Here is a 26252-nt window from a genome sequence, read left to right as displayed (position 1 = left end):
AACCACGAGGGCATCGCGGCCCGCATCCCGCACCAGGGCACCATGTGCCTGCTCGACGCCGTCACCGAGTGGTCGGCCGATCACGTGGTGTGCCGCGCCGTGGGCCACGCCGACCCGGCGCACCCGCTGCGCGCGCACGGCCGCCTGGGCGTTGCGCAGATGGCATCGAGTACGCGGCCCAGGCCATGGCGGTGCACGGCGCGCTGGTGGCCGGCACCGAGGCCGCGCCGCGCCAGGGTTACCTCACCAGCGTGCGCGGCGTCAGCCTGCACGCCGAGCGGCTGGACGACCTGCCGGGCCCGCTGGACGTGCGCGCCGAGCGCCTCTCGGGCGATGCCTCCAACGTGCTCTACCGCTTCACCGTGGGCCACGCCGGCCGCTGCCTGCTCGAAGGGCGCGCGGCCGTGGTGCTCGACGCCGACTCCCTGAACCCCAACAAGGACCCGCAGCCATGAAACGAGCCCTCGTCACCGGCGGCAGCGGCGGCATTGGCGCGGCGATCTGCCAGCGCCTGGCCACCGACGGCCACCACGTGATCGTGCACGCCAACCGCCAGCTCGACAAGGCCCAGGCCATCGCGTCGACCATCCGCGACAGTGGCGGCAGCGCCGAGGCCGTGGCCTTCGACGTGACCGACCGCGTCGCGCACCGCCGCCGCGCTGGCCACGTTGACCGAGGCGGGTGCGATCCAGGTCCTGGTGAACAACGCCGGCATCCACGACGACGCCGTGTTCCCCGGCATGAGCGGCGAGCAGTGGGACCGCGTGCTCAATGTCTCGCTCAACGGCTTCTACAACGTGACGCAGCCGCTCACCATGCCCATGATCCGGAAACGCTGGGGCCGCATCGTGAGCATCTCGTCCATCGCCGGCCTCATGGGCAACCGGGGGCAGGTCAACTACGCGGCCGCCAAGGGCGCGCTGCACGCGGCGAGCAAGTCGCTCGCGCTCGAACTCGCCAGCCGGGGCATCACCGTCAATGCGGTGGCCCCGGGAATCATCGAGACCGACATGATCGAAGGCGCCTTCGACGCCGAGGCCATCAAACGCCTGGTGCCCATGCAGCGCGCGGGCCGCGCGGACGAGGTGGCCGAGCTGGTGGCGTTTCTGGTGTCCGACAAGGCGGCCTACGTGAGTGGGCAGGTGATCTCCATCAACGGTGCGATGTGCTGAGGGCCTGCCTGTGAAACCTGAAAACCTCTCCCCGTTCATCCTGCTGTGCGGCCTCGCGGCGGGCCTGCCCGCACAGGCGCAGACCGAGACGCCCCCCACGCTGGAGGCCTGCGCCGCCATCGGTGCCGCGGCCGATCGCCTGACCTGTTACGACAAGCTCGCCGGGCGCGCGCCGGCGCCTGTCGCCCCGGTGGCGCAGCAACCGTTCGGCGGCGAAGCGGCCACGGCGGACCCGACCCCCTCGCTGCTGTCGCAGTCGGGCGGGCAGCTGCCCCCGGCGGCCGCACCGGCGTCTTCCAGCAGCCTGCTGGCCAAGTTCTGGGAGCTGGACCCGGCCGACAAGCGCGGTGTGTTCAATTTCGTGGGTTACCACCCGAACTACGTGCTGCCCGTGCACGTCACCTCCCGCATCAACCGCTCGCCCCAGTCGCCGACGCAGGCGGCCGTGACCGCGCCCGACGATCGCCGGGAAGAGGCGAAATTCCAGCTGTCGCTGCGCACCAAGTTCCTGCAGAACGTGGGTTTTCCTGGCGCCGATCTGTGGGGCGCCTTCACCCTGCAGACGATGTGGCAGGTCTACAACCACGCCGACTCGCGGCCCTTTCGCAACACCGACTACCAGCCCGAGTTGATCTACGTGGTGCCCACCGCGCCGCAGTTCCGCGCCTTGCCGCTGGGTTGGCAATGGCGCTTCACCCAGCTGGGCCTGGCGCACCAGTCGAACGGGCAGTCCGACCCCTTGTCGCGCAGCTGGAACCGGGTCTACCTCGGTGCCGGCTTCGAGCGCGGCAACTGGACCTTCACGACGAAACTCAACAAGCGGCTGCGGGAACGCGAAGAGAACGACAACAACCCCGATCTCCTCGACTACCGGGGCAAGGCGGAGTTCAACCTCGGGTGGGCGAGCGGGGTGCACACCGCGTCGCTGGTGCACCGCAGCACGCTGCGCGGTGGCAACCGCGGGAGCACGTCGCTCGAATGGACCTACCCCGTGGTGCGCGACCAACCCAATGGGCTGCGCTGGTACGTGCAGCTGTTCAGTGGTTATGGCGAAACGCTGTCGGACTACAACTTCCGCCAGACCAGCCTGGGCGCGGGCGTGAGCTTCCTGCAGTTCTGAGCCGGCCGTCAGGGATGGCGCAGCGCGCTGGCGCCGCGCGCAGCGCTGCGCAGCTTGGGTTCCACGATGGGCACCGTGAGCATGGTGCTGGCCACCGCCATCAACAGCAGCGCGGTGAAGGTCTCGCTGGTGATCACCTGCTTGTCCAGCAGGATGTTGGCGAAGATGATCATGATCAGCGCCTTGGTCTGCAGCAGCCAGCCGATCAGGGAGGCCTCGCCCGGCGGCCACTTCAGCACGCGGCCGGCCAGGTGCACACCGATCAGCTTGCCACTGACCGAGGCCAGCAGCAGCAGGGCCGCCATGCCGAACACCGCCGCACCGCCCACGTCCCAGTTGGTGCGCAGGCCGGTGGAGAGGAAGAACACCGGCATGATCACCAGCAGCACGAGGTGGCGCAGCTGGTCCAGCTTGTCCTGGTCGAACCAGTCGGCGTCCATCACCACACCGGCCAGGAAGGCGCCCACCATGTAGTGCAGGCCCGACCAGTCGGCGCCGAAGGCGCAGACCGCGAGCCAGATCAGCGCGACGGCCCAGCGGTCGGCTTCGGCCAGGCGGCGCATCAGGTGGCGGAAGGCCCAGCTCAGCACGACGAAGGCGAGGATGAAGGCGCCCTGTTTGCCCACGCGCTGCCAGTCCATCAGGATCAGCGCGAGCACGCCCCAGATCGCGATGTCGTCCACGCTCGCGTAGCGCAGGATGCGCTGGCCCAGCGGCTGGCGCAGCAGCTGCGGCTTCTCCATCAGCAGGATCAGGATGGGCAGCGCGGTGACCGCGCAAGCCATGCCCACGCCGAGCACGAACTGCCAGGGCCGCGCGGACGCGCCCATCCAGCCCGGCATGCCCAGCATCACCAGCGCGGCCGCGCTGCCCAGCAGCAGCGGCGCGCCCAGGGCCAGACCGGCGGTGATGCCGCTCTCGCGCCGGTGTTTCCAGGCCTGGCGCAGGTCGAGTTCGATGCCCGCGATCATCACGAACAGCATCACGGCCCACCACGCGATGCCGTTGAGCGACTGGATCACCGCCGGGTTGAAGACGAAGGCGTGGTACTCGGGGAAGGCCTTGCCCAGCACGCCGGGGCCGAGCAGGATGCCGGTGACGATCTGCACCACCACCAGCGGCGCCCAGTAGTCGGTGCGCCCCAGCCGCCAGATCAGCCACGGCACGGTGAAGATGATCGCCATGGCGATCAGGAAGATCTCGGTGGTGTTCATGGCGGGGTGGTTGTCAGCCGGTCAGGCGCCGCCAGAGCAGCAGGGGCAGGCGCAGCACGAAGCCGGTGAACAGGCGCGTGTGCATGCCGCTGAGCAGCAGGTTGTCGCGCAGGTAGTTGAAATGTGAGACGCCACCCTCTTCGGGCGTGAAGTAGCGCACCGGGGCGTCGATGTTGATCGGCCGCACGCCGGCCCAGCTCAGGCGCACCACGGCCTCGGGGTCGAAGTCGAAGCGGCGCATGAAGCGCGTGCCGTGCATCACGCGCATCAGCGGCGCGATCGGGTAGACGCGAAACCCGTAGAGCGAATCGCCGATGCCGAAGCCCAGCGTTTCCAGGTTGGCCCAGCCGTTCGAGAGCTTGCGGCCCAGCACGCGCACCAGGGGCGCTTCGGGACCGAACACCGGCTTGCCCAGCACCATGGCCTCGGGCTCGGCCTGCGAGGCGGCCATGAAGTCGGGGATCAGGGTTTCGGGGTGCTGGCCGTCGGAGTCCATGGTCAGCGCGTGCGTGAAGCCCTGCTGCGCCGCGACCGTGATGCCGTGCAGCACGGCCGAGCCCTTGCCCTGGTTCTCGGGCAGCACCAGCACGCGCAGGCCGGGGTCGCTGGCGGCCTCTTCGGTCAGCCAGTCGGCCGAGCCGTCGGTGCTGCCATCGACCACCACCCACACGGGCGTCCATTGCGCGCGCGCGGGCGCGCACCGTCGCCAATACCTTGCGGCCCGGGTTGTAGCTGGGAATGAGGACCAGGTGCGTGGTGCTGGAAACGGGCATGGATCAGGCGGCGGCGGACGACGCCATCGGTGGGGAAGAGGGGTCGAGCATGGCACGGAAATAGTCTTCCAGCTCCTGCGTGAAGGCGCCCGGGTTGCGTGGCGCCTCGAAACGCCGGCCCAGGCGGATGCGGCAGGTCAGCGGCAGCAGGGGGCGGCGCCAGATCGGCCAGCCCTTGCCCAGGTAGGGGCTGGAAAACTCCACGATCAGTGTCTGCACCGGCACCTCGGCGCGGGCGGCGATCAGCGCGGTGGAGCGCGAGAGCGGGTTGATCGGGTTCGCCGGGTAGCCGCGCGTGCGCGTGCCCTCGGGGAAGATCAGCACCTGCGCGCCCTGCTGCAGCTCGCGGCGGCAGTTCAGCACGGCGGTGAGCAGGTTGTCGTTGCGCACGTAGCGCGCCAGGCGCGCGCCCGCGCCGAGCAGCGGGTTGTCCATCAGGTCGGCCTTCATGAAGCAGACCGCGTTGGGCAGGCGCGAGGTGATCAGCACGGCGTCGAGCAGCGAGGGGTGGTTGGCCGCGATGACCATGGGCCCCTGGTCGCGCAGCGCATCGATCTCGGACAGGTCGAAGCGGCAGGCGCACAGCAGGCGCAGGATGCCGACGTACAGCCGAAAGCCGCGCATGATGGCCTGGCGGCCGAGCCAGCGGCCCAGCGGCCGGGGCAACACCGGGTACAGGGCCAGCGCCGGTGGCGTCCAGCTCAGGCACACCAGCGCCAGCGCGCTCAGGCCCACCACCATCGCGAGGTGCTCGTACACGCTCCACAGCAGCGAGGTCGGGCGGGTCGCCGCCGTGCTCATGGCGACCCCAGCGGGTGGATGGCCTGGCTCTCGATTTCCACCAGCAGGTCGGCGCGGCAGATGTCGGCCTGCACGCACACCAGCGAAGCGCCGCGCAGCAGCGGCTGCAGCGTGCGCTGCACGGTGTCCACGTCGGCGGCGTGGCGCACGTAGGCGCGGTGGCTCAGGCCGGTGAACGAAAACGGCCGGCCCGAGCGCGCCACGCGGTTGGCCTCCTGCAACAGGCACTCGATGTTGCGCACGGTCTCCTCGCACTGCGCGGCCACATCGCCGGGATGCACCGTGGCGTGCCCCACGATGCTGGCCGTGCCCGAGACGAACAGCGCCTCGCGCCCGCGCGGGTAGGCCAGCGCGGCGCGCGAAAAGGTGGGGGCGCGCGGCCCGTACTGCGAGGGGTAGCGCCAGGCACTCACCTGGCGCGGGTTCTCCAGCGGCACCACCGGCGAGCGGCCGGCCAGGAAGGCCACCGAGAGCGGGCCACCGGCCACGCCGATGGCGCAGGCCGCGGGCACCTGGCCACCGGTCTCGCGCTGCGCGTGCACGAAGGCTTCGTAGCGGCCGAGGTTGAACTGGCGATAACGCTCCAGCCCGTGCGACTCGCCGTTGATGTCGCTCATGTAGTTCCAGACCCGCCACAGGTGCGGCGTGCCCTGCGCGCGCAGCAGGCGGAACAGGCGCTCGTAGAGCACTCGGCTCGCCGTCTGCAGCGGCGAGCCGCCCTCGGCCGTGGGGGCCTGTTCGGTCTCATTCAGCTCGATCACGCCATAGAGCAGTTCAGCGTTTCGGCACCAGTGGATGCCCTCGTCGCGGCCTTGGCGCAGTGGGCCGTCCACGCGCCAGTGCTCGTGCACCGCTGGCGCGCCCGCGGGCAGCACGGGCGCGCGCAGGGGCTGGTGTCGGCCAGGCCATCGGGCCCAGGTCCTTCGGTTCCCCGATCGACATGCCGCCCAGCACCTCGCCGTCGGCGGGCGCGGCGAACACGCGGCTGATGGTGTGTTGCAAGCTCACGGCGTGCGGGCCAGGGCGGCTTCGTCCGCGGGCCGGATGTTGAAGCGGCGCTTGCGCCAGGCGTTGAACGCGCGGCGCGGCTGGGTGAGGTTGGCCAGCAGGTACAGGGTCTTGAAGGCCAGCATCGACCGCCCGATCGGCGCGCCGCCATACACGTCGCCCGCCAGCGTGGACAGCAGGGCTTCTTTCACGCGGAAGATGTTGCGTGGGCCCATGAAGAAGTCGCGCATGATGGGGTTGGTCACGCGGTAGATGAACCACGAGAACGCCTTCGGTCCGTGGCGGCTGTGGCGGTCGAAACGCCTGAGCGCCGCGCGCGCCTGCGCGGGCTGGCGCAGGCAGGTGTCGATCGTCTGCGCGCCCAGCTCGCCGCCGTTCATGGCCAGCCACACGCCCGAGGAGAACACCGGGTCGATGAAGGTGTAGGCGTCGCCCAGCATCAGGTAGTTGTCGCCGTGGTTGCGCTGCGCGGCATAGGAAAAATTGCCGGTGGCCTCCACCGGCGCCACCCGGTGCGCGTCCTTCAGGCGCTCGGCCAGGCCCGCGCAGGTGCGCAGCGTTGTCCATCAGGAACTGCTCCACGCTGCGGCCGGCGCGCGTCTTCATGTGGTACGGCCAGGTCACCATGCCCACGCTGGTGACGCCGCCCGTGAGCGGGATGAACCAGAACCAGCCGTGGTCGAACCAGAAGATGGTGATGTTGCCCTCGGCCTCGCCGGTGTTGCGGCGCGCGTTCGCGAAGTGGCCGTAGACCGCCGCGCTGTTGTGGTTCGGGTTGCGTTCCTTGATCTTGAAACGGGATGCAAGAAATGTGTCGCGGCCCGAGGCGTCCACCAGGAATTTCGCGTTCCACACGCTGGTGCGGCCGTCGTCGTGCTCGGCGTGCACGCGCACCGTGCGGTCGGGCAGGAACTCCACCGAGCGCGCCTTGCAGCCTTCGTGCACCTCCACGCCTTTTCGGGCGGCGTTGCGGAACAGGATCTCGTCGAACTCGGCGCGCTTGACCTGGTAGGCGTAAGGCATGGACTTGTCCCAGGCGTCGGCGAACTCGAAGGTCTGGGTGTGCGGATGGTGCGGCGAGACGAACTCGGCGCCCGGCTTGTGCTGCCCGATGGCGCGCACCTCGTCGGCCACACCCAGGCGCTCCAGCAGAGGCAGGTTGGCCGGCAGCAGGGATTCGCCGATGTGAAAGCGCGGGTGGTGCGCCTTCTCGAGCATCACGACGCGGTGGCCCTTGCTGGCCAGCAGGGGAGAGACGGTGGACCCGGCGGGCCCGCCACCGATCACGAGCACGTCACAGGTCTGGTGGTCGGCGCCTGGATGGTCTGGGTTCATGGCCGGGATGCTCAGGCAGTGGACAGTCCAAAATTGTACGGTGTCAAACGAAGGTGGTAGCGCCCGAAGCGGCTTTGGTTACAAGCGCTTGCGCTGAACTTTTCGGAGATGAGATTCACCCAGTCGAGGCTCTTCAGTTTTCTTGCAACGACCCCATGAACACCAGCTTCCCCTCGTCCAGTGTTTCCATTCCACTCGGTGGGACGTCCCTGCACGGGGTCACGGATTTGATGAAAGACACGCAATTCAGAGAATTCACGAAAGAGATGGTGAAGAACTACGAGGACGCCCAGGAAGAGCAGAAGATCCGGGAGGTGCCGGCAGAAGATGCCTTCGCTCAGGAAGTTGTCCGAAGCGCCAGCGCCCACCAGGCCCCCGTTCGCCTGAACCTCCTTGACCGCGGCGAGAAGAAGGACCAGGACGATCTCAACGGCAGCCATCAGAAATTCATCTCTCGCCAGGGCGTGCCCTTGGTGCAGGTGCATGCCGAGCCACAGCTGTCCCCGCCACCAAGGGTGCTTCGACCGGGCCTTCTTTCGCGCCTGAGCACGGGTTGCCTGAACTTCGTCCAGCGCTGCTTCGGGCGCCCGGCCGGCTGACCCGTCGCCCCTTCCCAATGCGGCCCACGGCCGCTTCGAGCGCCCGCCACAAGCCGCACAGCGTGGCATTTCTCGCACTTCATCGGAATGGATGGGCAGCGGGGCAATGAGCTTGTTACAAAATGCCGCATCGCCCTTGCCCGTGCGCGACGCCCATGGCGCGACAGGGCCATCGACCCGATCGGAGCACCATGCGACTGCACATTCCCTTGGCCGCCGTTCTTGTTGCCGCGCTGTTCAGCGCTGGGCCTGCCGCCGCCCAATCGCGCGGCGATCGGCTGACCACGGCGGAGCAGCAGTGCCAGCCCGGGCGCGAAGCGCGCGCCGCGGTCGCCAAGGGCACACCGGTTCCCGAAGGCGCCATGCCGCTGCAGGTGCCCGGCGCGGTCACCATCTCACCGCGCGAGGCCCACTGCATGATCGAGCAGATGGGGCTCGGGCTGGCCGTGGTCGCGGCCATGCGGACGCAGGACAAGATCCCGGGCACCCTGGTCGAAATGCCCCAGGTGGCCGGTGATTCGGACGAGATCCGTCAGGCGTACGCCAAAGCCTTTCAGCGGTTCACCGGGGGCGAGAAGGACACGCCCATGCTTTTCTACTGCCACCATGACCGCTGCCAGCTGTCGGTGTTCGCCGTGCAGCGGGCCGTGGAGGCCGGCTACCGCAAGCTCTACTGGTTGCGCGAGGGCAACAGCGGGTGGGTGAATGCCGGGTTGCCGCTCGAGCGCGATCTGGCGGCCAAGGCGTCGGCCGAGAAAGCCCAGGAGGCCACGCGGTATGCCCAGGTGGGTGTGCGCACCTGCGGCTTCGACGTCACCGACCAGGATTTCGTGGCGATCGCGCTGAAGTCGCCCACGGACCTGCTGCTGACCGCCAACCTGCGTTCGGCAGCCCAGCAGAGCAGAAACGTGCGCACGGAATGCCTCAAGGGCGTGCGCGAGCAAGTGGCGAAACTCGACACGCAAAGCCCCGCGCTGGCCGAGATCGACGCCCTGGTCGCCCGCACGCCGGAGGAGGTCGACCGGGCCTACAAGGCCGCCCGAAGCCGCGTCGAGGCCTCGCCATCGGTCCACCTCAAGGCGCCGTTGGACCAGATGTTCCTGCCTGCCTTGAAGATGGCCCTGGACGAGGCGCGCGCGTCGAGATCGGCGCGTCAGATGTGCGGGTCCTTCGATCGCCCCATGCCCTCGAACCAGGCCCAATGGAACGCCGCCAAGACGGGACTCGAAGAATACCGGACCTGTCTGGATCGCCTGGAGAGCCGGGCCGAGAGCGCGTTCACGCAGGCGGCCATGGGACACACCAGCGGCGGCGACTTCAATGCCGACGAGGCCGTCGCCCTGGTGACCGGGTCGGCGCGTTACCGCTGCTCCGTGCACGCCGCCTCGGGCTGCCTGCCGGACGCCAGCTGGGACCGCGTGGCCGTGGTCGCCACGCCCGCGAACATCGCCGCCTTCGAGAAAGCCCGCAGCGACCGGCGCAACCGGTCCAGCGACATCGACACCCTGCGCGCCGAGGCCAACAACTGGGTGGATCGCTTCAATGCCCACCTCGAGCAGCAGGAGGCGTCGCGTGCCCGCTCCAGCAGCGCCGGTGGCTACAACCCGGCACCATCGAACAGCGCCCCGCCGGTGCGCCGCTCGTACAGCACCTCGGCCCCCGGGATGAAATAGACCCCCGGCCTCAGAGCTTCTCGGTCTCGCCGCTGCGCGGCTGCCATTTCATGAGCCGCTTCTCGATGCGGCCCACGGCCGCGTCGAGCGCCAGCGCGAACAGCGTGAGCACGACGATGCCGGCCATCACGGTGTTGATGTCGAAGCTGCCCTCGGCCTGCAAGATCAGGTAGCCCACGCCCTGGCTCGACCCCAGGTACTCACCCACCACCGCGCCCACGAAGGCCAGGCCCACCGAGGTGTGCAGCGAGCTGAACACCCAGCTCGTGGCGCTGGGCAGGTACACGTGGCGCAGCAGCTGCTTCTGGCTCGCGCCCAGCATGCGCGCATTGGCCAGGATCACCGGGCTGACCTCCTTCACGCCCTGGTAGACGTTGAAAAACACGATGAAGAACACCAGCGTCACGCCCAGCGCCACCTTGCTGGCGATGCCCAGCCCGAACCACACCGCGAAGATGGGCGCGAGGATGATGCGCGGCATGGAGTTCATGGCCTTGATGTAGGGCTCCAGGATGGCCGAGGCCATGGGCGAGAGCGCCAGCCACAGGCCGCCGGCCAGGCCGCCGATGGCGCCGATGGCGAAGGCCAGCACGGTCTCGGTGAGCGTCACGCCCAGGTGCTGGTAGATGTCGGCGTCGCGCACGAACCAGGTCCAGATGCGCTCGGCCACGCGCAGCGGCTCACCGAAGAAGAAGGCGGCCTGGCGGTCGTTGTCGAACATGAAGGGCGGCACCAGCCCGGGCGTGGTCATCAGGTACCAGAACACGATGAGCGCCACCAGCAGCGCCCCTTGCCACAGGCGCAGCGTGGAGGGCTGCGGTTTGATGTGCTTCCACATGGGTTCAGGCCGCCTTGAGTTGTTGCTGGTAGCCCTTGAGCACTTCCTCGCGCATCACGGCCCAGATGGCGGCGTGCAGCTCGACGAAGCGGGCGCTGGTCTTGATCTCGGCCACGTCGCGCGGGCGCGGGATGTCGATGGCGAACTCGCCGATCGGGTGGCTGGCCGGGCCGGCGCTGAGCACCACCACACGGTCGCTCATGGCGATCGCCTCGTCCAGGTCGTGCGTGATGAAGAGCACCGCCTTCTTCTTCGCGGCCCAGAGGTCGAGCACCTCGTTCTCCATCAGCTGGCGGGTCTGGATGTCGAGCGCGGAGAAGGGCTCGTCCATCAGGATGATGTCGGGGTCGAGCACCAGCGTCTGGGCGAGGCTGGCGCGCTTGCGCATGCCGCCGCTCATCTGGTGCGGGTAGCGGTTACCGAAACCGCCCAGGCCCACGCGGCGCAGCCAGTCCTCGGCCTGGGCGCGCGCCTCGACCTCGGCCACGCCACGGAACGACAGGCCCGCCATCACATTGCCCAAGGCGGTGCGCCAGGGCATCAGGCTCTCGGTCTGGAACATGTAGCCGGCGCGCGTGTTGATGCCCTGCAGCGCTTGCCCGAACACCCGCACGCTGCCGGTGCTGGGCGCGAGCAGGCCGGCCGCGACGTTGAGCAGCGTGCTCTTGCCACAGCCCGTGGGGCCCACCACGCTCACGAACTCGCCCGCGCCCACGGTCAGGGTGACGTTCTGCACCGCCGTGTAGCGCTGGCCGGGGTCGTCCTTGCTGATGAAGGTGCAGGACACGCCCTGCAGGTCGATCGCGGCTGGACTCGTCACATCAACCCTTCGGGTATTTCGCGTTGGCCTTCTGCACGAAGCTGTTGGTGTAGACGGCGTTCAGGTCGAGCTTGGCCTTGGCCAGTTCGGCGTCCACGCTGGCCAGGGCGCGAAAGGCGGTGTCCGCGCCCTTGGCCGGGAAGCTGCCGTCGGGCGAGAGCGCGCCCTTGGCGGCCATGAAGGCGTCGATGTAGACCGCGCGGTCGCCCAGCAGGTAACTCTCGGGCACGGCCTTGATGATGTCGCCCGGGCCGGCGGCCTGGATCCACTTGTCGGCGCGCACGATGGCATTGGTGAGGGCCTGCGTGGTGTTGGGGTTCTTGTCCAGGAAGGGCTGGGGCGCGTAGAGGCAGGCCGCCGGCATGGGGCCGCCGAACACCTTGGCCGACTCGGCGACGATGCGCGTGTCGGAGATGATCCTGAGGTCGCCCGAGCGCTGCAGCAGGGTGATGACCGGGTCGAGGTTGCTGATGGCGTCGATCTGGCCCGCGCGCATCGCGGCCACCGCGCCGTTGCCCGCGCCCACGCCGACGATGCTCACGTCGCTGGGCTTGAGGCCGGCCTTGGCGAGCACGAAGTTGACCATCACGTTGGTCGAGCTGCCCGGCGCGGTCACGCCGATCTTCTTGCCCTTGAGGTCGGTGAGGGCCTGGTAGCCGCCCATGGTCTTGGGGTTGACGCCGAGCACGATCTGCGGTGCCAGGCCCTGCAGCGCGAAGGCGCGCATGGGCTGGCCCTTGAACTGCATGTTGACCGTGTGCTCGAAGGCGCCGGAGACCACGTCGGCGCTGCCACCCACCACCGCGGCCAGGGCGCGCGAGCCGCCCGCGAAGTCGACGATGGTCACGTCCAGCCCCTCGGCCTTGAAGTAGCCCAGCTGTTCGGCGATGGTCAGCGGCAGGTAGTACAGCAGGTTCTTGCCGCCCACGGCGATCGTGACCTTGGGTTTCTCCAGGCCCTGCGCGAATCCGAACGGGGGCAGGACCGCGGCGGCCAGGCCACCGGCCATCAGGTGTCGTCTTTGCATGGGTGTCTCCTTGGTTGCGAGCGCCGCCAGGGCTGCGCGAAATGCCCCTGGGGGTATGTTGGAAACACCATGGTAGCCCGGGGCCCGGCCCCGCGCATCCGGGAAATCACGGCAGGGGCAGGCCGTCCACGAACACCTTGAGCTCGTTGGGCTCGAAGGCGGTCCATTGTTCGTTGCTGGTCAGTGGCGTGGTCACGACCACGGCGGCGCGGTCGCCGGGGTGGTTGAGTTCGGCGAAGTTCACCGTCCAGTCCTGGTCCATCAGCGTGGCCTGGGCGAACGGGTGCTGGCGCACCAGCCAGTGCAGTTTGGTGCTGCAGTGGGCCCACAGGGCCTCGCCGTTGGAGAGCAGGAAGTTGAAGGTGCCGAACTGGCGCACCTGCGGCACCAGCTCGCGCAGCGTGAGGGTGAGTTCGCGCACGTCGGGCAGGCCGGCGTGCGACTTGGCGAGTTCCTGCATCAGCCAGCAGAAGGCGCGCTCGCTGTCGGTGGTGCCCACCGGGCGGAAGTGGCTGTGCAGCGTGGGCGCGTAGTCCTTCAGGTCGCCGTTGTGCGCGAACACCCACTGGCGGCCCCAGAGCTCGCGCACGAAGGGATGGGCGTTTTCCAGCGCCACGGCGCCGATGGTGGCCTTGCGCACGTGGGCGATGATGTTGCGGCTCTTGAGCGGGTACTGCTGCAGGAAGGCGGCCATCGGCGAGTCGGACGCGCTCTGGTGGTCCACGAACAGCCGCAGACCCTTGCCTTCGAAGAAGGCGATGCCCCAGCCATCGGCGTGGTGGTCGGTCTTGCCGCCGCGCTGGCAGAAACCGGTGAAGCTGAAGGCCGCGTCGGTCGGCGTGGCGCAGTTGAGTCCGAGCAGTTGGCACATGGTGTTTATTGTGACGCCTGGGCCTTGGGCGCCGCCTTGAGTCTCAGCGCGGCGGTCAGTGCCAGCGCACAGATGGCCGCGAGCATCAGAAAAGTTTCCTCGAACGCCGCCACGCGCGCCGGGGTGCGCAACGCCGCCGGTGGTGAGCTGCGCGCCGTGCGCGGCCAGGCGCCATTCGAGCACGATGCCGCACAGGCTCACGCCGGCCGCGCCGCCGAGCATGCGCAGGAAGTTGATGACGCTCGCGCCCTGTGCGATGTCCACGCGCTCCAGCCCGCGCATGGCGCCGATGTTGAGCGAGGGCAGGATGAAGCCCAGGCCGATGCGGCCCACGATGGCCCAGGTGACCAGCAGCGGGATGATCTGCGCCGGGCGGCTGGGGTCGATGGTGGCGATCAGGCCGAACGACGCGGAGAGCAGCACCAGGCCGATGCTCACCAGCCGGTGCGTGGGCTGCTCGTCGGCCAGGCGCCCCACCACCGCGATGCGCCACCGCCAGCACCAGCCCGGCCGGCAGCAGGATGGTGCCGACGTGGGAGGCCGACAGGCCCAGGCCGCTCTGCATGTACACGGGCAGCAGGTAGGTGGAGCCGAACAGGGCGATGCCGTAGATGAAGGCCACGATGCTGCCCATCGCGAAGCGCCGGTCCTTGAACAGCGTGAGGTTCATGAGCGGGTCCGTGCCCTGGTCGGGCTGGTGCCGGCGCGCGCGCAGCGTGCGCCGCTCCAGCACCACGAAGGCCAGCAGCGCGAGGAACGCGCCACCCAGCAGCAGGGTGGCCGTGGTGGCGGTGCCGCCGTGCAGCTCGACCAGGCCGTTGAGCAGGCACAGCGTGCCCACGGCGGCCAGCAGCAGGCCGCGCCAGTCCAGCCCGCCGCCCTGCGGGTTGGCCGCGGCGCCGCCCGGCGAGGTGGTGGGCACGAAGCGGTGCGCGAGCCAGAGCGAGGCCAGGCAGAACGGCACCACCATGAAGAAGATCGAGCGCCAGCCGAAGCCGTCCACCAGCAGGCCGCCGATGCTGGGCCCGAGCGCGGGCGCGAGCACCACGCCCATGCCGAAGATGCCGCTGGCCCGGCCCTGCTCGTGCGGCTGGAAGGCGCGCAGGATGATGATGGCCGGGATCGGCTGCACCACGCCCGCGGCCAGGCCCTCGGCCACGCGCGCGGCCAGCACCACCGGGTAGTCGTTGGCGAAGCCGCCGGCCATGCCGCCCGCCATCAGCAGGCACATGCAGCCCACGTAGGTGCGCCGGTAGCCGTAGCGCGCCAGCAGCCAGGGGGTGGTGAGCATGGAGACCGTCATGGCCGCCATGAAGCCCGAGGTGACCCACTGCGCGCGCTCCTGGCCGAGCGTGAAGTGGTGGCTCATGTCGGGGATGCCACGTTGATGATGGTGGACGACATGATGGCCGCCATGGTGCCGACCATCACCGAAAGCAGCAGCAGCCAGCGGTAACGCTCGCCGTACCGTTCGCGCAAAGCGGGCAGGGAGTGGTCGGGCGGTGGGCTCATGGGGTGGGTGCCGTGGTGACGGTCAAGCTTAGCGCCTTTGCGGGCCGGACCGCGAACGGGCGCGTGTCATCGGGCACCGTAGGGGGGTCGGGTATATTGCCCCAGGTCTTTTTGTCTCTCTCCGCGCCCTTCTCCCTCCATGCCACCTGTCCCGAACGCTTCACTGATCATTCGCGGCCTGCTGCTGCTGATCGTGGCGGCCGGTGTCTACTTCTTCCGTGGTTTCCTGGTGCCGGTGCTGGCCGCGCTCATCATCGGGTTCGCCAGCTGGCCGCTGTACCGCCGGGGCGTGCGCGCCTGCGGCGGGCGCACCGCGCTGGCGGCCAGCCTGGCCCTGGTGGTCGTGGTCGTGGTGCTGGTGGTGCCGCTGAGCCTGGCCCTGCACTACGCGCTGAAGGAGGCGGGTGGGCTGGTGGCCTGGCTGCTGGACGTGAACCGCTACGGCGCCCCGCCGCCGCAGTGGATCGAAGCCCTGCCCTGGGTGGGCGAGACGCTGGCCACCTACTGGCGCGAGCACCTGGGCGAGCCGCACGCGCTGGGCGACTGGATCCAGCTGCTCAGCGGCCAGCACATCGGCAACATCTACCGCATGGTGCTCAGCGCCACGGGCGATGCCGTCAACCTCGCGCTGACGGTGCTGTTCATGCTGATCACGCTGTTCTTCGTCTACAAGGACGGCGCGCGCATCGCCGGCCAGCTCGACACCATCGGTGAGCGCATCCTGCCGCTGCAATGGCAGCGTTTCTCGCGCGTGGTGCCGGCCACCGTGAGCGCCACCGTGACCGGCCTGGGCCTGATCGCCATCGGCGAGGGCGTGGTGCTGGGCGTGGCGTACTGGGTGGCGGGTGTGCCCTCGCCGGTGCTGCTGGGCGTGCGCACCGGTTTCATGGCGCTGATCCCCGGCGGCGCGCCGCTGTCGTTCAGCCTGGTCTCGCTCTACCTCGTGGGCTCGGGCCACCTGTGGGCCGGCGTGGGCCTGTTCGCCTGGGGTTCGATCGAGCTCTTCATCGTGGACAAGACCCTGCGCCCGCGCCTGGTGGGCGGGCCGGTGAAGCTGCCCTTCCTGCCGACCTTCTTCGGCCTGGTGGGTGGCGTGAAGACCATGGGCCTCGTCGGCCTGTTCGTGGGCCCGGTGCTGATGGCGCTGCTGGTGGCGATCTGGCGCGAGTGGCTGCACAGCCTGAGCGCGGCGCCCGCGCCGCCGCTGGTGCCGCCGCCCGAGGCGGACCAACCGCCGCGCGAGCCCTAGCCGGCCGCTTCGCGCGCCGCGCGCAGGGCCTGGGCCGCGCAGGCCGCGCAGATGCAGGCCTGGCCGCGCGCGGCCTCGGGGATGCGCTTGAACAGATCGGGGCTGAAGGTCGCGCCCACGCACCAGCAGGGCGGCTGGGGTTCACCGGTCTCGCGCTGGATTTCCATCGCGCAGCGGTTGTCGGCGCCGCAGAGCGGGCAGCGGCCGGGGTCGATCGTGGGGGCGGACATGGCGCATAGGGTACTCGCCCCGCGCCGCCGCGTCAGCGCTGGGCCTGGCGCTGGCGCGCCGCGGTCTGCCGGCCGGCCCGCTTCTTCCACCAGATCCAGACGCCCGTGCCGCTGAGCCCCGCGCTGGCCAGGCCAAGCAGGAACACGGCGAGCTTGAAGGGCTGGCCCCACACGTCGGCCATGTGCAGCGCGAGCAGCCAGGTGGTGAAGGTGTCACCGCCCGATTCGCCGGTGGGCACGTAGCTGCCCAGTCGCGCGCCGGTGGCGGCGTCGAAGTCCAGCGAGGTGGTGCCGCGCCGGTCGCGGATGTCGCGGTCGCTGCGCACGCGGTAGTGGAAGCTGCCCCGGTGGGGGCTGTACGACAGGCGCTCTTCGTTGAGCACGCTGAAATCTTTTTCGCGCGCGAGCTCGGCCATGAGCGCGCGGCCCCGCGCCAGCCCGGCGTGCCAGCCCATGGCGGGTTCGTCGCGCGGCACGGGTTTCACGGCCGGCGCTTCGGTCCGCTCCTGCGTGCCCGCCAGGCTGTGCATGGTGGGGTAGTAGACCTCGCGCAGGTTGAAGGCCACGCTGGACCAGGCGAACACGAACATCCAGGCCCACAGCCAGAGGCCGCCGGCGCGGTGCAGGTCGAACCAGCGCTTGTAGCGGCCCTGCGCCCAGCGCACCCGCCAGGCCGGTGCCCAGCGCGTCCACCAGCCGGTCGCCCGCGTGTCGGCGCGTGGGCCGCGCGAGCGCGGCAGGGTGAGCGCCGCGCCCACGAAACAGTCCAGCGTCCACAGCAGCGCGATCACGCCGAAGGCGTAGGTGCCCACCGTGCCCAGCGCCACCTGGTAGTGCAGCCGGTAGATGAAGGGCATGAGGTTGCTCCAGCCCTGGCTGATGTCGCCCCAGCGCCGCCCGCCCAGCACCTCGCCGCTGTAGGGGTCGACGAAGACCTCGTCCTCCTCGATCGGCCGGTGGCGGCCGGTGGCCGGGTCTTCCGGCCCTTCGATGAAGAACACGGCCGGCGCGCCGGCGGGCTGCGTGAGCGGCACGAAGTTGACCTCGGCCTGCGGATGGCGCGCGAGCACCTGGTCGCGCAGCACCAGGGCCGGCAGCGGCTGCGCGCCGGCCGACGGCGGCACCACGCGCAGCCACTGCGGGTTGATCGCCGCGTCGAAGGCGTGGTACCAGGCCAGCACGGCGCCGGTGAGGCCGGCCAGGATGAGGAAGGCCGCCATCACCAGCCCCACGTACCGGTGCAGCCACACCAGGCCGTTGCGCAGGTCGACCGGCATCAGAAGCGCAGGGTCGCGGTCAGGCGCAGTTCGCGGCCGGGTTCGCGCGAGCCCACGATGCCCTCATAGCCCGGGATGCGCTGGAAGTCCTCGTTGCTCGCGTGGTCCAGGTAGTCCTTGTCGAACAGGTTGCTGATCGCGAAGGTCAGCGTGAAGCTGTCGCGGCCGGTCGGGCGCCAGTTGGCGTAGAGGTCGTGCACCGCGTAGCCGGGCTTGCGCACGCGGCCCACCGGCGTGTCCAGCGAGCCGATGCCCTGCACGAAGCGGCCGGCCCAGCCCACGTCCACGCGCGAGGTCACGCGCCAGTCCACGCTGGTGGTGAGGGTGTTGCCCATGCTCGCGCCCAGGCCGTTGTGGTCGTACACGTTGAGCCGCTGGCCGTTGAGCGTGGCGCGGTTGTGGTGCAGGCCGGCGCCGAGCTGCACCTGCTTCCAGTCGTAGGTGGTGTGCAGCAGCGCGCCGCGCGAGCGCAGTTCGCCCACGTTGAAATAACGCGCGGGATTGCCGATGGGGTCGGCGATCACGTCGCGGATGGTGGTGTCGTAGACCTTGCCGTTGAAGCGCCAGGCGCTGCGCGTGTACTCGAAGCCGAGCTCCGAGGTGCGGGCGCGCTCGGGCCGCATGTTGGGGTCGTTGGTGATGGTGTCGAGCTTGAAGGCGTCGCGGATCTTGGGGCCGCGCAGCGCGCGCGAATGCCCGGCCAGCAGGGCCAGCTGCGGGGTCACGGCGTAGCGCACGCTGGCGTTGGGGCTCGTGCCGCTGTGGCTGAACGACAGGCCGTTGGTGTCCTTGAGCGTGTAGCGGTCGTGGCGCGCGCCGAGGTCGAGCGTGAGCTCGGGCGTGAGGGTGATGCGGTCCTGCACGTAGAAGCCGGTCACGCCGCCGCGCTCGCGCTCGGACGTGGGGTTGGTGGCCGGGCCGGCGCTGCTGCGGTCCTTGCGGTGGTCCACGCCGTAGGTGATCTCGTGCCGCTCCAGGTGCGAGGTGTTGCGCAGGTCGAAGCCGGTGGATTCGATGCTGCCCCGGTAGCGGCCCCAGCGGCCGATCACGTTCTGCTCGATGTCGGTGTCGGTCTGGTAGAGGTTGAAGGCGACGTCGAACAGCGGGTTGGACGCCGGGCGGTAGGTGTAGCCCAGGTTCCAGGTCTCGCGCTCGCTCTGCAGCGGGTAGGCGCGGTTGAAGCTGCTCGCGATCCACTGCGGGCGCTGGGTGCGCAGGCCTTCGTCCTCGTGCCGGTCGTAGCTCAGGCGCACGGTGTGGTCCTGGGCCAGCTTGCCCACGAGCTTGAAGAAGCCCAGCGCCTGCTGCGAACCGGTGTTGGCGACGCGCCGGCCCGCGCCGTCCTGGTAGTCCTTGAAGTCCTGGTCGGTGAGCGCGGCCATGGCCGACCAGTTCTCGGCGAGGCGGCCGTACACGCTGGTGTGCAGCTTGAGGCCTTCCGAGTTGCTGAAGTAGCTGCCCTTGAGCAGCGCGCCCACCGACTGGCCTTCGCGCAGCAGGTCTTCGGGATCCTTGGTGACGAAGCGCACCACGCCGCCGAGCGCGCCCGGGCCGGCGGTGGCGTCGCCGGTGCCGGGGCGCACCTCGACGCGCTTGATCAGCTCGGGCTCGAGCTGCACGCGTCCGGTGTGGTGAAAGGCCTGGGCCACCTGGCCCGCGCCGTCGATGGTGACGTTGAGCAGCGTGTCCTCGACGCCGCGCAGGTAGATCTTCTGGGCAATGGCGTGGCCGCCGCCCACGGCCATCTCGGGCTGGCTGGCGAACACGTCCTCGAGGTCGTTCGCGGCGTGGCGCTCGAGCGTGCGCGCGGTCACGATGCCGGGTTCGACCGGGCCGGGCTCGCCGTCGAGCCGAAAGGTGCCGGGGCTGGTGCGCTCGGCCACCACGCGCACCTCGCGCAGGGCGCGGTCGGCCGCGGGCGCGGCCGAGGCCGGGCGCAGCACCACGCTGCCGCCTTCCAGGTGGGCGTCCAGGCCGCTGCCGGCGAGCACGCGCTCCAGCGCCTCGCGCAGGCTCATGGTGCCGCTGAGCGCGGCGGCCGACTTGCCGGCGACCAGTTCGGCGTTGACCGAGATCGCCACGCCGGCCTGCCGGGCCAGGGCATTGAGGGCCTGGCCGAGCGGCTGCGCGCCGAGGTTGAAGGCGTGCGGCGCCGCGAGGGCGGCCGACGAGGCGCCCTGGGCCAGGGCGGCGGAGGCCCCCAGGGTGGCGAGGGCGGCGGCGCAGGCCAGCACGGTGGCGCGCCAGCGGCGCGGGGCGGAGGGCAGGGAACGGGGCATGGAAAAAGGTCCTTTCAGCAGGGTGGTCTGCTGTGAAGACGCGGCCCGCGCCCGGAACCGGACAATTTTTTTCAGCGCCGCGCGGCGGCGATGCGCACGCCGCCGTCGGCCAGGCGCTCGGTGCGCACCGGCAGGCTGGCGGGCAGGCTGTCGACGAACACGCCCGGCGAGCGCAGCGGGAAGCTGCCGGTCAGGCGCAGCCGCGCCAGCGCCGGGTCGTCGTCGAGCCGCAGCGGCGCGCCGAGGTAGTGATTCCAGCGCGCGACGGCCTGGGGCAGCGGGGTGTTGTCGAACACCAGCCAGCCCTGGCGCCAGGCGGCGATCTCCGCCGTGCGCACCGGGAGCACCGGGCCCAGGGCCTGCGCCTCGGTGAGCACCGCCTGGCCGGCGCCGAGCACGGTGTCCACCGGCCGGGCCAGCGCGGCGCCCACGCCGCCTTCGGGCAGGGGACCGGCCCACACCGCCACGCGGCCTTGAGAGACGGCCACGCGCATGCGCGACTGCCGCGCCTCGACGGTGAACACCGTGCCCAGCACGCGGACCTGGCCCCAGCGCGTCATGACGAGGAAGGGGCGGTCCGCGTCGGCCGCCACGCTGAACTGCACCTCGCCCTCGTCCAGCCAGGCCTCGCGGCGGTCGCGGTACAGCGCGATGCGCACGCGCGTGTGGGCGTCCAGCGCCAGGCCGCTGCCGTCGGGCAGGGTGGTGGTCTTGATCTGGCCGCGCGGCGTCTGCAGCGCCACCTCGTGCAGCGCCTGCCGCCAGTGCCAGCGCGCCAGCGCGCCCGCGCCCAGGAAGAGGGCGCCCAGGCCCAGCACCGAGAGGGCCTTGCGCCGGCCGGCGCGCAGGCGCTCCTGGTGCGAGGCCGGCAGGGGCAGTTCGCCGCGCAGGGCATCGGCGCTGGTGGCGTCCCAGCCGGCGCGCGCGGCGCCGTAGGCCGATTCGTGCGCCGGGTGGGCGCTGCGCCAGTGCGCCAGGGCCTCGCGCGCGGTCTCGGCGGTGCGCGCGTCGCCGCCGTGCACGCGGGCGATCAGCAGCAGGGCGTGTTCGAGTTGCGCGCGCGGCGAGGCCGCGGGCGCGTGAGGAGGGGTGCGGGTGGCGGGCATCGGCTCAGGCGGCGTGTGCCGTGGCCAGATCCATCAGGTCGCAGACCGCGCGCACCACGTGCTTTTCGATCGCCTCGACGCTCACGCCCTGGTGCTCGGCCGCCTCGGCGTGCGTGTGGCCGTAGACGCGCACCAGGATGAAGGCCTCGCGGCGGCGGCGCGGCAGCGTCGCCAGCCGCACGGCCAGCCGCGAGAGCTGCTGGCGCGCGCTGGCGATGCGGTCGGCCGAGGGCGCTTCGTCGCGGTGGATCAGGCCCAGCGTCTCCAGCATGCCGGCCTCCACCCGGCGGCGGCGCGCGTCGTCGATGACGATGTTCTTGCCCGTGCGGTACAGCAGGGCGCGCATGTCGCGCACCAGCGCCTGGCCGTCCATGCCCAGCACGCGGGCGTAGCTCTCCTGCACCACGTCGGCCGCCGCTTCCCGGTTCTGGAGCGCGCGCGAGAAGTAGTTGAGCAGCTCGGCGTAGTAGTGCGTGCGCCACGGATGGGAAGATGTGTAAATGAGAGTTATTCGCAATTATGCACGGTGTGCCGCCGTGCGCAGGCGACAGCCCGTCGGTGCGCGCGTGGCTACCATGGGCCGCATGAGCGCCGACCCCACCCTTTCCGAAGGCCGCATCCGCACCGAGGTGCAAGGCCCCGTGCTGCTGATCGCGATCGACCGCGCGGCCAAGCGCAACGGCTTCACGCCGGCCATGCTGCAGGCCCTCGCCGAGGCCTACACCCGGCTCGACGACGACCCCGCGCTGCGCGTGGGCGTGCTGCACGCCGAGGGCGACCACTTCACCGCCGGACTGGACCTGCCCAGCTTCGCGCCACTGATGCAGCGCGGCGAACGCGCCATCGCCGAGGGCCTGGTGGACCCGCTCAACCTGGGCCGCCCCGGCCTGCGTCGCCGCACCAAGCCGATGGTGGTCGCGGTCAAGGGCATCACCTACACGCTGGGCATCGAGCTCATGCTGGCGGCCGACATCGTGGTCGCGGCCGACGACTGCCGCTTCTCTCAGCTGGAGGTGCAGCGCGGGCATCATGGCCACGGGCGGCGCCACGCTGCGCATGGCCGAGCGCGCGGGCCTGGGCAACGCCTTGCTGCACCTGCTGACCGCCGACGTGTTCGACAGCGCCGAGGCGCTGCGGCTGCACTTCGTGCAGCGCGTGGTGCCCGCCGGCAGCGAGCTCGACGAGGCCCTGCGCATCGCGCAGGCGATCGCCCAGCAGGCGCCGCTGGCGGTGGTGCGCAGCGCGGCTCAACGCGCTCAAGGCGGTGGAGGAAGGGCCGACGGCGGCGGCCGACGAATTCGAGGCCACGCAGCAGCGCCTGGCGAACAGCGAGGACGCGCGCGAAGGCGTGTTGTCCTTCCAGGCCAAGCGCGCCGCGCGCTTCACCGGGCGCTGAGCGGCGCCGTCCCGGCCAGGGCCGGCTCGCGCCGGCGCCCGAGGCGGCCCAGCGGCTGTTCCACCGCGTGGTGGAACAGGGCCCCCGCCACGTTGCACGCGAGCCAGGCCAGCAGCACACCGAGCGTCTGCACCTCGGCGTCGGCGCTGCCGTAGCGCGTGAACAGCGCGTTGACCACCAGCGCGATGGGGAAGTTGAGCAAGAACACCGCGTAGGAAATGCGGCTCAGGTAGGCCACCACGCGGTTGCGCGGCCAGGTGAACAGCCAGCCCTGGCGCTGCGAGCAGGCCAGCGCCAGACACACCGCGAGCGCCAGCGCGATGCGCTCGCGGAAGTCGATCGCCAGCGCCAGCAGCGTCATCGCCACCAGGGCGCCGAGCAGCCAGCGGCCGCTGCGCCAGGCCTCGTCGCTGTGGGTGGCCCACCAGGTCAGCGCGCCCAGGCCGTAGGCGCCGAAGAAGTACAGCGCCCAGCTGTCCCAGTCGCTCTCGCGGTTGAAGTGCAGCAGCGAGGCCGCCACCACCACCACCACCAGCGCCTGCGCCCAGGCGCCGGCCGCGTGCTGGCGGCGCGCCAGCCAGAGCAGGCCCAGCAGCAGGGCGTAGAGCTGGAAGTCGATCGCCACGTACCAGACGCCGGCCGAGAGCGAGTCCACGTCCAGCAGCGTGTGCAGCAGCAGCGCGTGCGAAATGAACTGCCACAGCCCGGGCGGCGCGGAAAGCGAGTCGTGCGCCATCCACAGGCGGGCCAGTTCGGTGCACAGCATGGCGATCAGCAGCGAGGCGATGTAGGGCAGGGCGGTGCGCACGTAGCGCTGGCCGACCTGGCCCAGCGGCGAGGCGGCGCGCAGCACGCCGTCGGGCGCGAGGCTGCGCGCCGCGAGGAAACCCGCGACCACCAGGAAGACCTGCACCGCCATGCGCGCGTCCTGGCTGAACCAGGTCACGAGCTCGGGCGCGAGCCGGTGCGTCCAGTCCGACATGGGGCCGTAGAAGGCGAGGTGGTGCAGCACGATCAGCTGCGAGCCCACGGCCTTGAGCAGGTCGATGAACATCAGGCGCTCACCCGCGCCGAGGCTTGCAGCGGCCCTCACAGCGCCGCCACGCCGCCGTCGCTGCGCGGGTCGGCCGCGCCCTCGATCACCCCGTCGGGGTGGCGCACCAGCGCGCCCGCGTGGCCCATGGTGTCGCTGAAGGCCTCGGGCAGTTCCTCGATCACGTGGCCGGCGTCGCGCAGGGCCTGCACCAGGGCCGGGTTGAAGCGGCTCTCCAGCTTGAGCGTGGTGCTCTTGTCGCCCCAGGTGCGTCCCAGCAGCCAGCGCGGCGCGCTCACGGCCTGCTGCAGCGGCTGGCCAAAGCGCGCGTAGCGCGTGAACACCGCGGCCTGCGTCTGCGGCTGGCCTTCGCCGCCCATGGTGCCGTAGGGCATCACGCGGCCGTCGTCGAACAGCGCCAGCGAGGGGTTGAGCGTGTGAAAGGGTTGGCGGCCCGGCTCGAGGTGGTTGAGCGCCTGCGGGTCGAGCGAGAAGCTGGTGCCGCGGTTCTGCCAGCAGATGCCGGTGTCCTGCAGCACGGTGCCCGAACCGAATTCCCAGTACACGCTCTGGATGAAGCTGACCGAGCGGCCCTGGGCGTCGATCGCGCCCATCCAGATGGTGTCGCCCGGCGCGGCCGGGTCGGGCCAGGGCAAGGCCTGGCGCGGGTCGATCTGCGCGGCCAGGGTGTCCAGCGAGGCGGCCTCCAGCAGGCTTTGCGGGTCGGTCGGCAGGCGCCCCGGGTCGGTCACCACGCGGTCGCGCACGCGGAAGGCGCGCTTGGTGGCCTCCACCAGGCCGTGCAGGTGCTCGAAGCCCTCGCCTTCGCTCACGCCCAGGCGGTCGAACAGGCCGAGGATCATCAACGCCGACAGGCCCTGCGTGGGCGGCGGCAGGTTGTAGACCGTGCTGTCCTTCAGGCGCACCACGAGCGGTTGGACTCGCTTCGCGCGGTAGGCCGCGAGGTCTGTGGTGCGCAGCGGGCTGCCCAGGCGCTCCAGCTCGGCACCGATGCGCCGGCCCAGCTCGCCGCGGTAGAAGTCGTCCAGGCCGCGTTCGGCCAGCGTCGCCAGGGTCTGGCCCAGCGCGGGTTGCCGAAGCAGGTGGCCGGGCTCGGGCGGCTGGCCGTCCACGAGGTAGGTGGCGGCGAAGCCCGGCGCGTCCTTCAGGCCGTCGAGCTTCTGCCGGGTCAGGGCGGACTGGCTGGTGGTGACCACCACGCCGTCGCGCGCGTGGCGGATCGCGTCGGCCAGCAGGCGCGCCAGCGGCAGGGCCTGGCCCCAGGGCGCGGCCAGGTTCAGCGCTTCGGCCCAGCCGCCGAGGGTGCCGGCCACGGTGAGCGCGGCGGTGGGGCCGCGCGCGGGGATCTCCTGCGCACCGGCATAGAAGTCGCGCGTGGCCAGCGCGGCGGCCGGTCCGCTGGCGTCGATCGCCACCACCGGCTGCCCGGGTTCGTGGATCAGCCAGAAACCGTCGCCACCGATGGCGTTCATGTGGGGGTAGACCACGGCGATGGCCGCGGCGGCGGCCACCATGGCCTCGACCGCGTTGCCACCGTCGCGCAGCACATCGCGCCCGGCCTGTGCCGCCAGGTGATGGGGTGCGACCACCATGCCGCCCAGGGCCTTGTGGGTATGGATCATCGGAAACGGTCTCCTGCGCGTCGGGAAATGAACATGGGGCAAACCCGTTATTGTCGCGGCGCCGCGAAGGGCCAAATCCGGGTCGTTGACGCGCCAGCGACGCCGGGGCATAGACTGGGCCGCATGAGTTCCCCGTCCTGGCCTGTGCTGCCCACCCTCATCGCCGTTCTGCTGGTGGTGCTGCTCGCGACCTCGGGCTGCGCGGTCTGGCGCATGGGCCAGGCCCGGGAGCTGGCCCAGCGCAGCGAGCCGCTGCAGCAGGCCCCCGCGGACGCCACGCTTCGCCTGCTCATCGTGGGCGACAGCACCGGCGTGGGCACCGGTGCCAGCGACCCGCGGCACAGCCTGGCCGGCCTGCTGGCGCAGGCCTACCCGAGGCTGCACATCGACAACCGCGCCAGCGATGGCGCGACCTTCGCCCAGGTGATCGGCCAACTCGAGGCCGCCACCGCGCGCCACGACCTGGTGCTGGTGCAGGCCGGCGGCAACGACGTGATCCGGCTGCGCGCGCTCGACGGCGTGCGCGCCGACATCGAGCGCGTGGCCGTGCTCGCCCACGCGCGCGGCACTCGCGTGCTGCTCATGCCGGCGGGCAACGTGGGCAACGCGCCCTTTTTCTTCGCACCGGTGTCCTGGCTCATGAGCTCGCGCGCCCGTTCGATGCATGGCTTCGTGCGCGAGGCCGCGGCGCGGCACGGGGCGGTGTACGTGAACCTGTTCAAGGAGAAGGCGGACGACCCGTTCGCCCAGCGGCCTGAGCTCAACGCGGCCGATGGCCTGCACCCCAGCGACGCGGGCTACCGCGTGTGGTTCGACGAACTCATGGCGCAAGGCCGGCTCGAGCCCGTGCTGGCGCCCGCGAAGGCGCGCTAGCGCTGCGGGGTCTTCAATCGGCTGGCGCGAAGTGCGCCAGCAGGGCCTCGCCCCAGCCCCAGGGGCCGGTGACCGTCAGCGTCACCGTGGTCCATTCACCGTCCGCCCGCACCTGCTCGTCGGCGTCCCACGCGCCGCCCTCGTCGAGCGGGCCGCGCGGGCCCGGCGCGTGGGTCTCGGCCCAGTCCAGCACGGCGCGCACCTCGGTCATCACGTCGGGCAGCTGCGCGGCGCGCACGCTGGCCATGGCGTCCCAGGTGCCGGTGCCTTCGCCGTCGTCGCTGGCGTCAAAAAGCAGGTAGTTCATTGCGGGCATGGCGGCGAGCTTAGCCGGTCCGCCGAACGCTGTTCAGGGTAAACCCGCATTTGGTTGATATTGCAACTGGTTGGCAATACAACCATA

Annotated in this window: 21 protein-coding genes and 6 pseudogenes; 8 read left to right on the top strand and 19 right to left on the bottom strand. The window is 70.8% G+C overall.

Annotated features, from left to right (window positions below):
• The first annotated feature begins 42 nt into the window (after positions 1–42).
• The 3 genes and pseudogenes from ACFJGX_RS02110 to ACFJGX_RS02100 all read left to right on the top strand — a co-directional run bounded on the left by ACFJGX_RS02110 (position 43) and on the right by ACFJGX_RS02100 (position 2292).
• Positions 43–455: pseudogene (locus ACFJGX_RS02110) on the top strand (3-hydroxylacyl-ACP dehydratase).
• A pseudogene (gene fabG, locus ACFJGX_RS02105) lies at positions 452–1172 on the top strand (3-oxoacyl-ACP reductase FabG). Before ACFJGX_RS02110 ends, fabG begins: the two co-directional pseudogenes overlap by 4 nt.
• A gap of 10 nt (positions 1173–1182) precedes the next feature.
• The gene (locus ACFJGX_RS02100) at positions 1183–2292 is read left to right on the top strand and encodes a phospholipase A (RefSeq protein ID WP_382322874.1); all 1110 of its coding nucleotides are present in this window, start codon (positions 1183–1185) and stop codon (positions 2290–2292) included.
• 8 nt (positions 2293–2300) lie between these two features.
• Here ACFJGX_RS02100 and ACFJGX_RS02095 read toward each other — a convergent pair whose 3' ends face one another.
• From ACFJGX_RS02095 to ACFJGX_RS02070, 6 genes and pseudogenes are all read right to left on the bottom strand, one after another.
• Positions 2301–3506, bottom strand: coding sequence for a cation:proton antiporter (locus tag ACFJGX_RS02095; protein WP_382322875.1), 1206 nt, complete (start codon positions 3504–3506; stop codon positions 2301–2303).
• A 13-nt stretch (positions 3507–3519) separates the two neighbouring features.
• A pseudogene (locus ACFJGX_RS02090) lies at positions 3520–4279 on the bottom strand (glycosyltransferase family 2 protein).
• Between the two features lie 3 nt (positions 4280–4282).
• Complete coding sequence (locus ACFJGX_RS02085; protein WP_382322877.1) at positions 4283–5080, bottom strand: lysophospholipid acyltransferase family protein; 798 nt, start codon at positions 5078–5080, stop codon at positions 4283–4285.
• On the bottom strand, positions 5077–5955 hold the full coding sequence (locus ACFJGX_RS02080) for a hypothetical protein (protein WP_382322878.1): 879 nt from the start codon (positions 5953–5955) through the stop codon (positions 5077–5079). The genes ACFJGX_RS02085 and ACFJGX_RS02080 overlap by 4 nt, the downstream gene beginning before the upstream one ends.
• A gap of 129 nt (positions 5956–6084) precedes the next feature.
• Positions 6085–6597, bottom strand: coding sequence for an NAD(P)/FAD-dependent oxidoreductase (locus tag ACFJGX_RS02075; protein ID WP_382325914.1), 513 nt, complete (start codon positions 6595–6597; stop codon positions 6085–6087).
• Between the two features lie 133 nt (positions 6598–6730).
• A pseudogene (locus ACFJGX_RS02070) lies at positions 6731–7423 on the bottom strand (NAD(P)/FAD-dependent oxidoreductase); the annotation flags it as partial.
• 155 nt (positions 7424–7578) lie between these two features.
• Between ACFJGX_RS02070 and ACFJGX_RS02065 the strand changes: the two are divergent.
• Positions 7579–8022, top strand: coding sequence for a hypothetical protein (locus ACFJGX_RS02065; RefSeq protein WP_382322879.1), 444 nt, complete (start codon positions 7579–7581; stop codon positions 8020–8022).
• Positions 8023–8231: 209 nt separating this feature from the next.
• The gene (locus ACFJGX_RS02060) at positions 8232–9695 is read left to right on the top strand and encodes a rhodanese-like domain-containing protein (RefSeq protein ID WP_382327639.1); all 1464 of its coding nucleotides are present in this window, start codon (positions 8232–8234) and stop codon (positions 9693–9695) included.
• A gap of 10 nt (positions 9696–9705) precedes the next feature.
• On the opposite strand, the gene ACFJGX_RS02055 is transcribed toward ACFJGX_RS02060, so the two are convergent.
• The 5 genes and pseudogenes from ACFJGX_RS02055 to ACFJGX_RS02035 all read right to left on the bottom strand — a co-directional run bounded on the left by ACFJGX_RS02055 (position 9706) and on the right by ACFJGX_RS02035 (position 14763).
• On the bottom strand, positions 9706–10533 hold the full coding sequence (locus ACFJGX_RS02055) for an ABC transporter permease (RefSeq protein WP_382322881.1): 828 nt from the start codon (positions 10531–10533) through the stop codon (positions 9706–9708).
• A gap of 4 nt (positions 10534–10537) precedes the next feature.
• A complete protein-coding gene (locus ACFJGX_RS02050; RefSeq protein ID WP_382322882.1) occupies positions 10538–11353 on the bottom strand; it encodes an ABC transporter ATP-binding protein in 816 nt (271 codons plus the stop codon).
• 1 nt (position 11354) lies between these two features.
• The gene (locus ACFJGX_RS02045; protein ID WP_382322883.1) at positions 11355–12380 is read right to left on the bottom strand and encodes an ABC transporter substrate-binding protein; all 1026 of its coding nucleotides are present in this window, start codon (positions 12378–12380) and stop codon (positions 11355–11357) included.
• Positions 12381–12486: 106 nt separating this feature from the next.
• A complete protein-coding gene (locus tag ACFJGX_RS02040) occupies positions 12487–13251 on the bottom strand; it encodes a class II glutamine amidotransferase (RefSeq protein WP_291117293.1) in 765 nt (254 codons plus the stop codon).
• Positions 13252–13256: 5 nt separating this feature from the next.
• Positions 13257–14763: pseudogene (locus ACFJGX_RS02035) on the bottom strand (DHA2 family efflux MFS transporter permease subunit).
• A gap of 139 nt (positions 14764–14902) precedes the next feature.
• Between ACFJGX_RS02035 and ACFJGX_RS02030 the strand changes: the two are divergent.
• Positions 14903–16012 (top strand): AI-2E family transporter, encoded by a 1110-nt coding sequence (locus ACFJGX_RS02030; protein WP_382322884.1) that lies wholly within the window; start codon positions 14903–14905, stop codon positions 16010–16012.
• Here the strand turns inward: ACFJGX_RS02030 and ACFJGX_RS02025 are convergent.
• From ACFJGX_RS02025 to ACFJGX_RS02005, 5 genes are all read right to left on the bottom strand, one after another.
• The gene (locus tag ACFJGX_RS02025) at positions 16009–16242 is read right to left on the bottom strand and encodes a cysteine-rich CWC family protein (RefSeq protein WP_382322885.1); all 234 of its coding nucleotides are present in this window, start codon (positions 16240–16242) and stop codon (positions 16009–16011) included. The genes ACFJGX_RS02030 and ACFJGX_RS02025 overlap by 4 nt on opposite strands.
• A 32-nt stretch (positions 16243–16274) precedes the next feature.
• Positions 16275–17519: a PepSY-associated TM helix domain-containing protein gene (locus ACFJGX_RS02020; RefSeq protein ID WP_382322886.1), complete on the bottom strand. Its 1245-nt coding sequence runs from the start codon at positions 17517–17519 to the stop codon at positions 16275–16277.
• A complete protein-coding gene (locus tag ACFJGX_RS02015; RefSeq protein ID WP_382327637.1) occupies positions 17519–19798 on the bottom strand; it encodes a TonB-dependent receptor domain-containing protein in 2280 nt (759 codons plus the stop codon). The genes ACFJGX_RS02020 and ACFJGX_RS02015 overlap by 1 nt, the downstream gene beginning before the upstream one ends.
• A gap of 71 nt (positions 19799–19869) precedes the next feature.
• Positions 19870–20904, bottom strand: coding sequence for a FecR family protein (locus ACFJGX_RS02010; RefSeq protein ID WP_382327635.1), 1035 nt, complete (start codon positions 20902–20904; stop codon positions 19870–19872).
• Positions 20905–20908: 4 nt separating this feature from the next.
• Entirely contained in the window at positions 20909–21421 is a 513-nt protein-coding gene (locus tag ACFJGX_RS02005) for a sigma-70 family RNA polymerase sigma factor (protein ID WP_382327633.1), read from the bottom strand.
• A gap of 67 nt (positions 21422–21488) precedes the next feature.
• Here ACFJGX_RS02005 and ACFJGX_RS02000 point away from each other — a divergent pair.
• Positions 21489–22300 (top strand): annotated as a pseudogene (locus ACFJGX_RS02000) (crotonase/enoyl-CoA hydratase family protein).
• On the opposite strand, the gene ACFJGX_RS01995 reads toward ACFJGX_RS02000, so the two are convergent.
• Both ACFJGX_RS01995 and ACFJGX_RS01990 read right to left on the bottom strand, forming a co-directional pair.
• Positions 22287–23354, bottom strand: coding sequence for an acyltransferase family protein (locus tag ACFJGX_RS01995; RefSeq protein ID WP_382322889.1), 1068 nt, complete (start codon positions 23352–23354; stop codon positions 22287–22289). The pseudogene ACFJGX_RS02000 and the gene ACFJGX_RS01995 sit on opposite strands and share 14 nt — an antisense overlap.
• Before the next feature lie 35 nt (positions 23355–23389).
• The gene (locus ACFJGX_RS01990) at positions 23390–24976 is read right to left on the bottom strand and encodes a gamma-glutamyltransferase family protein (RefSeq protein WP_382327631.1); all 1587 of its coding nucleotides are present in this window, start codon (positions 24974–24976) and stop codon (positions 23390–23392) included.
• A 123-nt stretch (positions 24977–25099) separates the two neighbouring features.
• Between ACFJGX_RS01990 and ACFJGX_RS01985 the strand changes: the two genes are divergently transcribed.
• Positions 25100–25849, top strand: a complete 750-nt coding sequence (locus ACFJGX_RS01985) for an SGNH/GDSL hydrolase family protein (RefSeq protein WP_382322890.1) — start codon at positions 25100–25102, stop codon at positions 25847–25849.
• A gap of 13 nt (positions 25850–25862) precedes the next feature.
• On the opposite strand, the gene ACFJGX_RS01980 is transcribed toward ACFJGX_RS01985, so the two are convergent.
• On the bottom strand, positions 25863–26165 hold the full coding sequence (locus ACFJGX_RS01980; RefSeq protein WP_382322891.1) for a hypothetical protein: 303 nt from the start codon (positions 26163–26165) through the stop codon (positions 25863–25865).
• Positions 26166–26252 lie beyond the last annotated feature (87 nt).

Origin of the sequence: Hydrogenophaga sp. UC242_50 (genome assembly GCF_042697355.1) — a bacterium.
Lineage (GTDB): Bacteria > Pseudomonadota > Gammaproteobacteria > Burkholderiales > Burkholderiaceae_C > Hydrogenophaga.
This window is presented reverse-complemented; position numbering and strand designations above follow the sequence as displayed.